Below are 14,663 nucleotides of genomic sequence, written 5' to 3' on the forward strand. Positions count from 1 at the left end.
TTTAGACTTAAAATAAGTTTTGTGAATACTGGGGACTCTCTAAGAGGAGACATAGCAGAAGACATTAAAGTAAGACCTAAAAATAGAACACCAAATCCTAAAATTATATGACCTAATTCTTTAAGATTTTTCTTTTTAGTAAATAATACTAGAAAAGCTCCAACAGCAATAAATAAAGGAACAATAGCATCAAAATCAAAGGTAATTAATTGAGCTGTTATAGTTGTTCCAATATTAGCACCCATGATTACATAGGCTGCTTGAGATAAATTCATAATACCTGCATTAACAAATCCAACTACCATAACAGTTACAGCGCTACTGCTTTGAATTATAGCAGTAACTATAGCACCGGTTGCAACACCCTTAAGTGGATTAGAGGTAATTTTATCAAAGATGCCCTTTAACTTTTCGCCAGCTAGGTTTTCAAGACCATCTCCCATGATCTTCATACCAAATAGGAATACTCCAAGACCTCCTAAAAGGTTAATAATTAAAAACAATGATTCCATAGTGTTAAACCTCCAATAAATAATATGTATTCAAATAATATTCATTCTAAAGACACAATTAAAGATACAATAATTTTAACTTAATAGTAACACAAAAACATTTTATTTAACAAAGAGTAGAAAGTTTTAACAATAGATAAAGAAAAATTAACATGAATTTAACAAAGGAAAAAGTTCCAAAAGCCCTCATTAACTTATTTTGTGTATTTTAGTGAAAAATAATGTATATAATATAGAAGGAATGTTTAAAGAAGCCTAGAATTATATAATATAAGAAAGGAAGTGGGCTTATGGAATTTAAAGAAATAATAAAAAGAGTTAAAAAGACTGAATATTTAGGATATTTTGATGTCATCGAACATAGAGAGTGCATTAAAAATCTAGTTATTTTTGAAAGTGAAGCTGATAACCTTGAAAAAGATATTCCTGAACCATGGTTTGTTAGGAAAAAGGAGTTTGATCGTGCAAAGGATGATTCACCAACCTTAATTAAAATAAATATATATAATAGAGTGGCAGATGCCATAAATGACATGGTTATGTATGATAATATAAATGAAAGGGATATAGAGCTGCTAAAGGAGTATCCAGATATTACAAAACGAATTATAGAAAGAAAGTATGAAGATTTAGATAAAAGTATTAGTAAAATTAAAGAAGATAAAAAGGGTAAGTTAATTCCAATAATGAATAAAGCAAAAGCTTGCCTCGAAGAAATTGGAAGAAGACTTAATTAATCATATAAAAAATCTAAAGGATATTTTAGAAGAAAGAAAGCTGAGAATTTAATTCTTGGCTTTTTTGTTTTCACAATTATATACTAGCCACTCGTTTACCATAATAAAAGATTATATATTCCAAAATTGTAATGTTAATGTAATATTTAATATCTACTTAACGTGTATAATGAAATGGTTGAGGTTACTTAATATATAATTTTTAAAAAAATTATATATTAAATATAAAAATAAGGTAAATGGAGTATTAATATGAGAAAAAGTAAAAGATGTAGAAAATTTATTAAAAAGAGGATTATACGATTTATAATACCAATAGTGAGTATATGTATTGTAATTATAGGAGTTTATTTTTTTAAGTGGTTAAACAATTGGTCTAAAAACAATGAACAAGCTATTAGCACTATGGCAAATAGTAATAGTATGAATTTAGCAAATCATAAAGACATGTTAGAAGTAAGTCGATTTACTGAAGAAAATCCTGAAAAAACAGCTATAAGTATGTGTCAAAAAATATGGAAAAGTTCTGATATTACCATTATAATAAATAATAAAAATTTTATGGAAGGATGTTTATCCTTATCACTAAGTAAAAAGTATAATGCACCAATCCTTTTAACTGAAAGAGAAGTGTTGAGTGATTTAGTAAAGAATGAGGTTAGTAGATTACAATCAACTAAAATAATTTTAATTGGAGAAGAAAATTCAATTTCAAAGAATATAGAAAATGAACTTGTAGAAAAAGGATTAGAAGTAAATAGAGTTCAAGAAAAGGATAGTACTAATCTTAGCATCAGAATTGCAGAAGAATTTAAAGATAATAATACATATATTCTTTCAAAAGGTGATAATCTTAAAGAAGTAATGCTATTATCATACATTGGAATGATGAATGAGACACCAGTAATAATATCAGATAATTATTTGTCAACATATAAATTTCTAAGAAATAAAAATAATTCAACTATATATTTTGCAGGAAATGAGGATACCTTTTATAGGACATTTTCTAATCTTAAGATGAAAAAAATAGATATAGCTAATTATTTTAAAAATGTAGATTTAAAGTTAATGAATAAGAATATAAGTTTATATGGCGGTGGTGAAATTATGATGGCTTCAAGTAATGATACATCAGAATTTATATCAGCATGTTCAGCAAGTGGTGTTCTCAATATGCCTTTAATTGATGTTGGTTCAAAAATATTAAATAAAACTATGCAAGAATTTATGATTGAAAAGGGAAGTAATATAAAGCATATTATTGCTATAGGGAATGAAACAACTGTTAGCAAGGATTTATTAAATGTACCATCTTGGGGTAAATTTTATACTAATGCTAAAAGTCCTTTAGTGACTCCAACTTATGATAGAAGTAATCAAGCAGTTCATCCAGATGTTTTGTATGCCCCAAAGGGTTGGAATGGATATAAGTACTTGATGGGATTAACACCTTATCCTAATGGGAATGACGACTATGAAAATCCACAAATATTAGTTAGTAATAATGGAAGTAATTTTAATTATTTAAAAGGCTCTAAGAATCCTTTAGATATGCCTAAAGATGTTGCAAATGGAGGTCATTACTCTGATATAAATATTTGTTTAGTGGATGATACATTAGAAGTGTATTTTAGATATAATCCATCTAGTAGTGATAATAAAAATACAGATAATGGTACTAATATGGTTTATGTAATGAAAAGTAAGGATGGTGTAAGGTGGAGTGATAAAGAATTAGTTCTAGCCCACGATACCTTTAACAAAAAATATGACTATGTGTCACCAATTATAATTTATGATAAAGGTGTATATAAAATATGGTTTTCTAACTATAGTAGTGATTTATATTATACAGAAACTAATGATTTTAAAAACTTTAAGGATATTCAGATATGTAAATTTCAAGACAAGCTATCTACCTTCCATCTATGGCATCATGATTTAATAAAAACAGATTTAGGATATGAGATAGTCATTAACGGCTATAATAATAATGAAGCGGGAAATCAAGGATTGTATTATGCTGTATCAAAAGATGGAGTAAATTTTTTGCCAATGAAAAATCTATTCAATCCTTCACAAGGTGAAGATTCTTTTGATAACGGTACTCTATATAAATCAAGTTTAGTAAGATTGAAAAATAGATACTTGCTTTATTATTCCGCAAGAAGTAAATCGGGACAATGGAGAATTGGTTTAGCAGAAGAAAAAGATATCACAGAATTAGATTAAAGATAATATTTAAATTATAATTTATAAAAAGATTTAGAAATAAAATTCCAGTATGCTTAATATACTGGAATTTTATTTCTGTAATATGTGAATATAAGTTAAAAAATGTGCAAGCTATAAGAAGTATGAAAAGTGAGTAAAAGGGTATTAATGTAAAATGAATAATATTCTTCTTGAATGTGGATAACATATTTTATCGTAGTAAGTTTTAATATAAATTATTGTAAAAAAATGGAATTGGAATAAAGTGATATGTATGATTAGTTTCCAGGAATTTTAGATGGGAGACCTAGTGTGGAAGATTGTAGATCTATAGATAGAATATTTTAATAATCAAAAATCAATAGTAATATAGTATTTTGATAAATTTCATTAGAAAAATTATTCTAACAAAATTTCCAACGAAAAATATAGAAAATATCAATATTACATGAGAATAAATAATAAAATAAATCTTATGAAAATCTCTGAAACACTTGAAATTCAACACTTTACATTATATAATGTAATTGAACAAAATAAGAGTGACAGTTCGTAAGCCTCCTGTCTTTAAATAAAACTACGGCATTGAAATCTTTTAATTAGCTCATCATAAAAAGGTAGAGCTTTATTTATGTACAAGGATTACAAGGCTGTCATTTGGATGACGGCCTTTATTTTTGCTATGAGATATATAAATATATATTATAGGAGTATATAATTTAATCACCAATAAATATGGGGTGGTATTTTTTAGATAAAGAAAATGCTGAGTTAAAGATAGGTGCGGAGCTAGTGAGGTGACATAGCTAGACTCATTATTTTATTAGTAGGTTTGTATGGGGTTAAATAGGGCAATATATGAATCTAGTAAGGCTAAGAGCTTACACTATTAAAAAATGAGGAGGGTATTATATTTATGAATACTAGCAACAATACTAAAAAATTATTAAAGATGGCATTAATCATAGCTGCCTATGTAGCGGTTACTGCATTTTTTGGAGCCTTTTCCTTTGGAAATATTCAATTTAGATTATCAGAGGTAATGGTGCTTTTGGCATTTATAGACCCACTATATATTCCAGCCTTAACTATAGGATGTGCCATTTCAAATTTTCTACTAAGCCCTATGGCAATAGTAGATACCATATTTGGAAGTTTAGCTAGTTTAATAGCTCTAGTTTTAATTTGGAAAACTAAGAAGATTTTAACTAAAAAAGAAGGCTATAATAAAACACTTGTACTATTTATAGCATCTTTATGGGCAACTATATCAAATGCTTTAATTATAGGGGCAGAACTTTACTACATGATAAATCTACCATTTTGGCTTTCTGTATTACAAGTTGCCATAGGAGAATTTGTAGTAGTTTCAATTATAGGAGTTTTAGTGTTTAAATTTATTATTAAAAATGAGAATTTAAGTGATATATTAAAGCTTAACTAGGATAACCTATAATCGGATAAGTATTAAAATTTTGAGAACCATATATTATTATTATTATGAAAAAACCTAAGTATATCTATGCTTAGGTTTTTTCATATGAAGGGAAGTTTTTTAGAAACGTAAGGATTTTGTAACCAAATATTAAATTTGTTGTATTAGAATGATTATGGAAGATAAATATTAGACAGAAGAGGAAGATAACATGAAGAAAAGAAGTTTTCGAATTATGACAATTATAGGAATAATATTAGTAGTGATAATAGCAGCAATAGGTATACATACCTTTATAGATAATAAAAAGGTTCAGATGAATGAAAAGCAAAGAGTACTATTAGGGAGAAAGCACTTGAAAGATTTAGAACAGGCTGACTTAAGTTTAATCCAGGATAAGATAGAGAAACATCATACTCCAGAAGTGGTTGTAGAGGATAAAGAAGTTGATTTTTATAAGTTCTATGAAAATACAGTATTTATGGGAGACTCTATTACAGAAGGGCTTATGGAGATGGAACTAGTAAATCAGTATAATGTAATAAGTAATAAAGGAGATACTGTAGTTAAAGGAAAAGAAAACATAGATAAAGTTGTATCTTTACAGCCTAAGAATGTAGTACTTTTATATGGAATGAATGATGTAATAGCATTTGATGGAAGTGGACCTGGAGGTCCAGATAAGTTTAAGGCTCATTACATAGAATTTATAAATGATATTAAGACAAAATTACCTAATACTAATATATACATACAAGCACCTCTACCAGTTATGGATAGGGCTATAGAAACTAATGAAAGGCTTACTAATACTAATTTAGATGAGTTTAGAAAATTAGCTTATGAAGTAAGTGAAGAAACAGCAGTTAATTACTTAAATATTGATGCATTGGTAAGAGATAAGGCTGAGCTCTATGAGCAAGATGGAGTACACTTTAAATATGATTTTTATTTAAAATGGTTATCTTATTTACACCAAGGGATTACATCAAATAATTAGGAGATAAATATGAAAAAGTATAAAAATTATTATTATATATTGATAGCAGCAGTATTGATTGTATTTATAGCTTTATACCAAATTCTTAAAGTTAAGGATGCAGATATGGATAGCTTAAGAAATGATCTTTCACAGATTATAAACAGCGAGCACATGGATGTAGGGGATAGTTCAAAGCTAAGAAAGTTATATTATATAAGTAAAAATGAAGTAGAAGATTTTATTTTATACGCACCTAAGAGTAATATGGATGCTAATGAAGTTCTCATATTAAAAGGGAAAAGTGAAGAGGCTATAGAGCAATTAAAGGTTAAAGTTGATGGAAGAATAAAAAAACAATCCGATAGTTTTAATAGCTATAGACCCGAGGAATATGACATAATAAGTAATCGTGTATTAGATATAAAAGGAAAGTACTTAATATTGATCATTTCAAGAGATTCGGCGACCATAGAAGCAGCGATAAATAAAGCGTTTAAGTAGTAACTATATTTTAATTGGAGTGATTAATTTGGTTTTTAGTAGTTTGATATTTTTATTTATGTTTTTGCCAATTACTTTAATAATTTATTATATATGTCCTAGGAAATTTAAAAACCTAGTAATTCTTATAATGAGTTTGATTTTTTACGCTTGGGGAGAACCAATATATATTTTCTTAATGTTAGGCTCTATATTAATTGATTATATAGGTGGCCTTATGATAGAGTCAAATAAGGAAGATAGTGAAAAAAGAACAGCTATATTTATTACAGTAATTGTACTGAATTTAAGTTTTTTATTCTTCTTCAAGTATTATGGGTTTTTAATTGATAATATCAATGGAATTTTTGGTGTTAATCTTCAAATAAGGAATTTACCATTACCACTGGGAATATCTTTTTATACATTCCAGCTCATATCCTATGTAGCAGATGTATATATGGGAAAGGTGGTTGCACAAAGAAACATTATAAATTTTGGGTCATACATTACTATGTTTCCGCAACTAGTAGCTGGACCAATTGTCCAATATAATGATATAGAAGACCAACTTAATAACAGAAGTGAGTCTATAGATAAATTTGGAGAAGGGGTAGAAAGATTTATTGGCGGTATGGGAAAAAAAGTTCTTATTGCTAATAATATAGGCATGATTTGGACTTCTATTAAGGGGCTTCCTATTGAAGAATTATCTATATTAACAGCTTGGATAGGTATAATTGCCTTTACACTACAAATATATTTTGATTTTAGTGGTTATTCTGATATGGCGATAGGTCTTGGAAAGATGTTTGGATTTGAATTTTTAGAGAACTTTAATCATCCCTATATGTCTAAGAGTATCAGTGAGTTTTGGAGAAGGTGGCACATATCCCTAGGTTCATGGTTTAGGGATTATATATATATTCCTTTAGGAGGAAATAGAAGAGGGAAAGCTGTGCAATTTAGAAATTTACTTATAGTATGGTTTGCCACAGGACTATGGCATGGAGCTAGTTGGAATTTTGTAATTTGGGGCCTATATTTTGGAGTATTCATATTTCTTGAAAAATTATTTTTAGGAAAAATTCTTAATAAAGTCCCTAATGCTATTGCTCATATATATACTGTAGTTTTAGTAATCATAAGCTGGGTATTCTTTGATACATCAAAAGTTAAAGATGCACTAAATTACATAAAGATTATGTTTGGAATGGGAAAAAATATATTTATGGATAATATGGCTAAATATACTTTGAAAACAAATCTAATACTTATAGTGATAGCAATTATTTGCTCAACGCCTTTGATTAAAAATTTAATTGCATATATAAAAAATAAGTATAAGTTAAAGGGCGTATATATAGTTATAGCTATTAATATGTTAGTTTTAATTTTATCTATAGTTTATTTAGTTAGTGAAAGTTATAATCCTTTCCTATATTTTAGATTTTAAAGAAAGCAGAGTGAGAGAAATGGATAAAAGTAACAAGGTGAATAGAAGGCTAATGGCAGTAGTATTTCTCTTATTTATAGCTATAATGTCTGTAAGTAATATGTTAAGAAAAGAAAAAGCATTTTCGGAAGCAGAAAATAGAAATCTAGCTAGTAGACCAGAGTTTTCTTTAGGAGCACTTCTTAGTGGTGACTATGTTAAACATTATGAGAGTTTTATATCAGACCAATTTCCAGGAAGAGGTTTATTTATAAATGTTAAGGCTAAGGTAGATAAACTAATAGGCAAAAGTGAAAGTAATGATGTATTTATAGGAAAGAATAATCAACTTATTGAAGACTTTGAAGAGAGATCAAAGGAAGAAACTGACCATAAGCTTTTAGCTATTAATGAATTTGTAAAGAAACATGAAAATATAAATACAAGCTTTATGCTGATACCAACAGCTACAGAGATTCTAAAGGATAAGCTACCTAAATACGCACCAGTGGATAATCAGTTGAAATATATGAAGTACATAGAAGGAAAGTTAAGTTCTAATGTAAAATATATTAATCCTTATGATGCACTTATAAATAATAAGGATAAGTATCTATACTACAGGACAGACCATCACTGGACTAGCAAAGGGGCTTATCTTGCCTATGTTGAATTTTGTAAGAGTTTGGGACTAGAGCCTAAAAAAGAGGGAGATTTTCAGGTTGAGTTAGTTGCTAATGATTTTTATGGAAGCTTAACTTCAAAAATAGGAGATAAGAGAGGAAAGCCAGATTGTATAAATGTATATATACCTAAAGAAAATGGGGAAATGGTGGTTAATTATATAACTGAGCAAAAGAGAACCGGCACACTATATAGCAATGAGAATTTAGATAAAAAGGATAAGTATGAAGTGTTTACAGGAGGAAATCATCCACATATTAATATTAAATCTTTAGGAGATCCAAAGAAGAAGCTATTAGTAGTTAAAGATTCCTATGCCAATAGTTTTCTGCCTTTTTTAACTTCACACTATGGAGAGATAGATGTGGTAGATCTTAGGTATTACATGGATAATATGGAAGAATTAATTGAGTCGAAGGATATAACAGATATGTTATTCTTATACAATGCAAATACCTTTAATTCTGACGATTCTATATTAAATCTTAATTAGTAATAAATAATAAATAGGAGTTTAGATATATTAATATCTAGTCTCCTTTATTTAATTAAGATTTTGTATACATTCTAAGTATATTATTCAAGTTTTTTGCTTCCTCTAATTATTCTAGTAAAAAAAAAGGCAAGTGTACCAAATACAGCAATTAAAACTATAGGAGTAAATAAAGCACTTAAAGAACTTTGAGTTGCTGAACATATTGTCATATAAGCAAAATCAGAAACTAAGATTAATTTTATAACTATCAGCATAGTTTTTAGATTAGTATATACAAAATTTTGATTTTTTTCTGTGATTTCTACAGGTACACTCCATATATTAGGAAACAGTGTTAGGGTTGTAAGTCCTGTGTATAAAATTATTGAAATTATAGGCATTATAAGTAGCATACCTTTCCCGCTCCAGTTGGTAACAACTCCTTTAGCATTATAATGAGAAGGGATAGTATCAGGAAGGGTGCTCCAAATGAATATTAGGTAGATTATTGAGCTTAGTAAGATTAATAGAGAGAGAGTTTCAAGGAACTTTTGAAATTTAGTAAAAGGGACTTTTTCTTTCATAGAATATCCTCCAAACATATAAATAATTAATAGATATTAAGCTATAATATAATATTATAACAAATGTTAGATTATAACAAATACAAAATTTTTCACCAATAGTTGACATTCTAAAATCATGCACATATAATAATAGATAATAAGTGTTTTGAATAAATAATATAAATTCGAAAATACTAGTTAATAGATGAAAACAAAGACTGTGATGAGAAGAGTAGATATGAGAAGTAGTTAAAGCGAGTTGACGATGGTGGAAGGTCAATATGAAGCTCTTATTGAAGAACATCTCGGAGTTTCTAACCGAAATCTTAGGAGAGTAGACTTAGACGGAATCTCACCGTTAAAAGGGAAGAGTATCAAGAGAGATCTTTGTACTTGTTGAGTTGATCAATATGATAATTTGGGTGGTACCGCGGAATGTATCCTTTCGTCCCTGTTTTTTAGGGAAGGAAAGGTTTTTTTATTGTCTTAAAATAGAATCATATTACCTCAACAGGCAATAATCAAATTATAAAAGGAGGATTTTATTATGGAAACAGTCTTAGTAAAAAGTCTTTACAGAGAAAGTGAAAAATACGCAGACCAAGATGTTTGTATTTCAGGATGGATTAGAACTTTAAGAAGTTCTAAAGCTTTTGGTTTTATAGAAGTTAATGATGGTAGCTTCTTCAAAAACATTCAAGTTGTATTCGAGGATAGCCTTGATAACTTTAAAGAAATAGAAAAGTTAAGTATTAGCTCATCTATAATAGTTGAAGGAAAGCTTGTATTAACTCCAGGAAGTAAGCAACCTTTTGAAATTAAAGCTACAAAAATAGTAGTAGAAGGTGAATCAAGTAATGATTATCCACTTCAAAAGAAGAGACACACCTTTGAATATTTAAGAACTATAGCTCACTTAAGACCTAGAAGTAATGCTTTTTCAGCAGTATTTAGAGTACGTTCTTTAGTTGCTTATGCAATTCATAGCTTCTTCAATGAAAGAGGATTTGTTTATACTCACACTCCAATAATTACAGGAAGTGACTGTGAAGGTGCAGGAGAAATGTTTAGAGTTACAACTATGGATCTTGAGAACATCCCAATGACTGAGGATAAGAAAATAGATTATAAGAATGACTTCTTTGGTAAGGAAACAAACCTTACAGTTAGTGGTCAGCTTGCAGCAGAAGCATATGCTCTTGCATTTAGAAATGTTTATACTTTTGGACCAACTTTCAGAGCTGAAAACTCTAACACTGCAAGACATGCGGCAGAATTCTGGATGGTAGAGCCAGAGATAGCTTTTGCAGACCTTAAGGATGACATGACATTGGCAGAAGATATGATAAAGTATATCATAAACTATGTTCTTGAAAATGCTCCAGAAGAAATGGAATTTTTCAACAGCTTTGTAGATAAGGGATTACTTGAAAGATTAAACCACGTAGCAACTTCTGACTTTGGTCATGTAACTTATACAGAAGCTGTAGAATTATTAAAGAAAGCGGATAAAGAGTTCCAGTACCCAGTAGAATGGGGTTGTGACCTTCAAACAGAGCATGAGAGATATCTTACTGAGGAAGTATACAAAAGACCAGTATTCGTTACTGACTATCCAAAAGAAATCAAAGCTTTCTACATGAGAATGAATGATGACAACAAAACTGTAGCAGCTATGGACTTATTAGTTCCTGGTATAGGAGAAATCATCGGAGGAAGCCAAAGAGAAGAAAGATATGATCTTCTTGTAGACAGAATCAACGAATTAGGATTAAACCCAGAGGACTACTGGTGGTACCTAGAATTAAGAAAATTTGGTGGCACAAAACACGCTGGATTTGGTCTAGGCTTCGAAAGAATGATAATGTACGTAACTGGAATGAGCAACATCAGAGACGTAATACCATTCCCAAGAACTACAGGAACTGCAGAGTTTTAGGATTAAACTAGCTAAGAATGGCTTAAATATTAGGCTTGTGGTTGAGTAAAAGATAGATGAAAGAGTAAAATAACACTACCAAGTAAATTTTGTGAAAAATAATATTATAAAATAATAAATTTAGATATGAAAATAGCTCCTTAGTTGGAGCTATTTCTTATGTTATCAATAATACATTGAAATGTATCAAAGTAAAACCTACAAAGAAATCCTATAATATAGTTTTGTTAGTTATAAAATTGATATATAATATATGTATATACTTGCATAAAATGACGAAATTTTAGATTAAGGAGTATAATATGGGAACAAAATCTAATGTGAGTTTTGAATAGGTTATGTAAGTACTTAGTTTAAAAGCTAACTTTACAGAAAAAGAATTTAGAGAAAACTATAAAAGTTAATTATGAATATCCATCCAGATGTTTTAGGAGATATAAATACAATAGTCCGTAAACTATTAAAAGATGAAGAAAAGAAAGTTGTTGAATCATATCTGAAAGTAAAATAGTCGGATTATAATGTAAATAGAAGTAATAATAATTATAGAAATGAAAGTGAGAAATTTATGAAACATTTAAAGAATGTTAGGGAAGATATATTTTTTAAAAAACCAATAAAAGTTAATAAATATAGTGATAGAGATTTGCTACAATACGCTTTAGGTGCTAATCTTTATATGAATGGATTAAGAGATATTTTTGACAAACTTACTTTAAATGGGTTTGAAAATGTGGGCTCTATTACTATTTGCTTTGAGGATGCTACAAAGGAAAGTGACTTAAATCAGTGTGAAGAAAATACCTTAAATCTATTAAGCAAGTTGTATGAATCCTTAGAAATGAAAATTATANNATAGAAAGTCTACCGCTGATATTTATAAGAGTTAGAAACGAAGAACAATTTATAAATTTTACTGAAAGACTATCAAAAGAGCAAATAAGCTTGTTAGCTGGATTTGTATTTCCTAAATTTAATTGTGATAATGGACAAGTATATTTAAATTATGTGCAAGAGCTTAATTATAAGTTTAATGAAAATCTATACGGTATGCCTATATTAGAGAGCGAAAAGATAATATATAAGGAAAGTAGAATAGGTGAGTTGCTTAATATTAAGAAGTTATTATCAAATTATCATGATTTAATCTTAAATATCAGGGTAGGAGGAACGGATTTCTCTTCTAAATTTGCGCTTAGACGAGGTGTAAGTACAAGTATTTACGATGTTAGGGTAGTTTCTGAGTGCTTAATAGATATAGTAAATGTATTTGGAAGAAGAGAAGATGGGTATGTAATATCAGCACCAGTTTGGGAGTATTTTTCAACTAAAGTAGAGTCTAAAGAGGTACAAGGATTAATTAAAGAAATAACTTATGACAAAGAAAATGGATTTTGTGGTAAGACAATAATACATCCAAGTCAGGGAAGGTATGTGAATTCTATATATGCAGTAACTTATGAGGAGTATGTGGATGCTAGAAATATATTAACAAACCAAAATGAAGGTGGAGTATTTAAAGGCTGTGGAGATAATAAGATGAATGAAGTTCTTCCGCATTTAAATTGGGCAAAGAAGATCAATTGTAGAGCCAAAGCATTTGGTGTTTTAAATAAGGGGGTAACTCATGAAAAAATATATTTACAAGAGGAAGATAAGCAATCAGTTGTTTGTTTATGGTGATTAAAATGAATGATAGTTTAAAAGTAGATTTTAAAGATAATATGAAAAGTAGTGTAGAAATTAATATAGCAAATAATGATTATAAATTAGATATAAAAGATTTAATTACATTAGGAAGTAGAGCAAATAATGTTAAAAGAAACTTTTTATTTATAAGTAAGGTTCTAGGAAAGCATATAGAAGTTATTCCAGATATATGCAAGGCTATAGGGTTTATATTAACATCTAGGATTTATGGTAAAAATCCAGGAACAGATGCATTGATTAAATTTTTAAGTAATCCTAAAGAAAATAAAGATGTAGCTAAAAAGGTTATGAAAATTCCATATAAGCCTGGTGAAAATATATGTGTTTTAGGTTTTGCAGAAACAGCAACAGGACTTGGTATGGCGGTGGCATCATCGATTTATGGATCATACTATTTAACTACCACAAGGGAAGGTGTTGTTGATATTAAATCCTTACTTAATTTTGAAGAAGAACATTCTCATGCAACAACTCATAGATGTTTTGCAATAGATAAAGAGAAAATTGTCAATGCAGATAGAATAATATTAGTTGATGATGAAATAACCACAGGGAATTCTATGCTTAATATAATAAGAGAATTAAAGAAGGTAACAAATGTTAAAAAATATACAGTTTTAAGTATATTAGATTGGCGAGAGGAAAAGCAAAGAGAGTTATTTAATCAGGTATGCAAAGAAAATCATATTGATATAGAAGTAGTTTCCTTAATATCTGGATATATTAAGGTGAAGGATAAAACGGTTCTTTGGGATAGTGGAGAAGTGAATTTAGATGAAATTACTGAAGTTATAGACTTGGGTATTCTTGAAAGAGTAGAGAGAGAAACAAGATGTGGAAAGAAAAGTTATTTTCAGCATAGTGGAAGATTTGGAGTAGAATATGGTGAAATAGAAAGTCTGGAAGATAAATGTAGAGATATTGCTAAAGAGATTCAGGGGATTATCGGAAAGTGCAACAATGTTCTAATATTAGGTCATGGAGAGAATATATATATACCTTCAAGGGTGGCTTCATATTTAGATGGCCATGTGTATTTTAAAAGTACAACTAGAAGCCCTATTTATTGTATGGATAATGAAGACTATCCAATAAAGCAGAAGAATAGTTTCTATTATGAAGGTGTAAAATATTATTTATATAATAAAGCAGAAATAGAAAAATCCTATGATAAAGTTGTTCTAATTACAGAAGATGAACTAAACATAAAGTTATTAGAGAACTTAATTATTGTGAAAATATAGTTATAAGACTAAGGAGAAAATAAAATGAACTTTGTAAGACATAGCTATGGAGATGAATGTGAGCTTCTTCTTAAGGATTTAACAGGTATTATTAAGGAGATTACGGTAGAGGAAAAAGAAGAGTTAATTAGAAGCGGAGTAAATTATTCAGAGTTTATATCTAAGGAAGATGTTCCTAGTGAATCCATGAAGAAGATTTTTTTTAGCATGTTAAAGTGGAGTAAAAGAAAAATTGCAACATATGTAG

Annotated in this window: 14 protein-coding genes and 1 other annotated feature; of the genes, 12 read left to right on the forward strand and 2 right to left on the reverse strand. The window is 28.7% G+C overall.

Annotated features, from left to right (window positions below; translation table 11 throughout):
• Positions 1-512: Na/Pi symporter (locus B2671_RS12560; protein WP_346870706.1), on the reverse strand; the 512-nt coding region annotated here is incomplete at its 3' end.
• Positions 513-802: 290 nt separating this feature from the next.
• Here B2671_RS12560 and B2671_RS12565 point away from each other — a divergent pair.
• The 7 genes from B2671_RS12565 (at position 803) to B2671_RS12595 (ending at position 8,975) form a co-directional block, all read left to right on the forward strand.
• Complete coding sequence (locus B2671_RS12565; protein WP_346870707.1) at positions 803-1,249, forward strand: hypothetical protein; 447 nt, start codon at positions 803-805, stop codon at positions 1,247-1,249.
• Positions 1,250-1,501: 252 nt separating this feature from the next.
• Positions 1,502-3,484: a cell wall-binding repeat-containing protein gene (locus B2671_RS12570; RefSeq protein ID WP_346870708.1), complete on the forward strand. Its 1,983-nt coding sequence runs from the start codon at positions 1,502-1,504 to the stop codon at positions 3,482-3,484.
• A gap of 898 nt (positions 3,485-4,382) precedes the next feature.
• Positions 4,383-4,910: a QueT transporter family protein gene (locus tag B2671_RS12575; protein ID WP_346870709.1), complete on the forward strand. Its 528-nt coding sequence runs from the start codon at positions 4,383-4,385 to the stop codon at positions 4,908-4,910.
• A 202-nt stretch (positions 4,911-5,112) separates the two neighbouring features.
• Entirely contained in the window at positions 5,113-5,901 is a 789-nt protein-coding gene (locus tag B2671_RS12580; RefSeq protein ID WP_346870710.1) for a GDSL-type esterase/lipase family protein, read from the forward strand.
• A gap of 9 nt (positions 5,902-5,910) precedes the next feature.
• On the forward strand, positions 5,911-6,384 hold the full coding sequence (locus B2671_RS12585) for a DUF4358 domain-containing protein (protein ID WP_346870711.1): 474 nt from the start codon (positions 5,911-5,913) through the stop codon (positions 6,382-6,384).
• Between the two features lie 28 nt (positions 6,385-6,412).
• Positions 6,413-7,819 carry an MBOAT family O-acyltransferase gene (locus tag B2671_RS12590; protein WP_346870712.1) on the forward strand — a complete coding sequence of 469 codons (1,407 nt, stop codon included), beginning with the start codon at positions 6,413-6,415 and terminating at the stop codon, positions 7,817-7,819.
• Between the two features lie 19 nt (positions 7,820-7,838).
• Entirely contained in the window at positions 7,839-8,975 is a 1,137-nt protein-coding gene (locus B2671_RS12595) for a DHHW family protein (RefSeq protein WP_346870713.1), read from the forward strand.
• Positions 8,976-9,058: 83 nt separating this feature from the next.
• Here the strand turns inward: B2671_RS12595 and B2671_RS12600 are convergent, their stop codons facing one another.
• The gene (locus B2671_RS12600; RefSeq protein WP_346870714.1) at positions 9,059-9,541 is read right to left on the reverse strand and encodes a DUF1648 domain-containing protein; all 483 of its coding nucleotides are present in this window, start codon (positions 9,539-9,541) and stop codon (positions 9,059-9,061) included.
• A 193-nt stretch (positions 9,542-9,734) separates the two neighbouring features.
• Positions 9,735-9,979 (forward strand) — a binding site (T-box leader).
• Between the two features lie 88 nt (positions 9,980-10,067).
• On the opposite strand from B2671_RS12600, the gene asnS reads away from it, so the two are divergent.
• The 5 genes from asnS to B2671_RS12625 all read left to right on the forward strand — a co-directional run.
• The gene (asnS, locus tag B2671_RS12605) at positions 10,068-11,462 is read left to right on the forward strand and encodes an asparagine--tRNA ligase (protein ID WP_346870762.1); all 1,395 of its coding nucleotides are present in this window, start codon (positions 10,068-10,070) and stop codon (positions 11,460-11,462) included.
• Positions 11,463-12,141: 679 nt separating this feature from the next.
• Positions 12,142-12,321, forward strand: coding sequence for a hypothetical protein (locus B2671_RS17695; RefSeq protein WP_422653241.1), 180 nt, complete (start codon positions 12,142-12,144; stop codon positions 12,319-12,321).
• Positions 12,322-12,368: 47 nt separating this feature from the next.
• Positions 12,369-13,145, forward strand: a complete 777-nt coding sequence (locus B2671_RS12615; protein WP_346870763.1) for an HpcH/HpaI aldolase/citrate lyase family protein — start codon at positions 12,369-12,371, stop codon at positions 13,143-13,145.
• 5 nt (positions 13,146-13,150) lie between these two features.
• Positions 13,151-14,416: a phosphoribosyltransferase domain-containing protein gene (locus B2671_RS12620; RefSeq protein ID WP_346870716.1), complete on the forward strand. Its 1,266-nt coding sequence runs from the start codon at positions 13,151-13,153 to the stop codon at positions 14,414-14,416.
• A 24-nt stretch (positions 14,417-14,440) separates the two neighbouring features.
• Positions 14,441-14,663 (forward strand): cysteine protease StiP domain-containing protein (locus B2671_RS12625; protein ID WP_346870717.1); only part of this gene is annotated, 223 nt, incomplete at its 3' end.

This window comes from Clostridium sp. UBA5119 (assembly GCF_002414285.1).
Taxonomy (GTDB): Bacteria; Bacillota; Clostridia; order Clostridiales; family Clostridiaceae; genus Clostridium_J; species Clostridium_J sulfidigenes.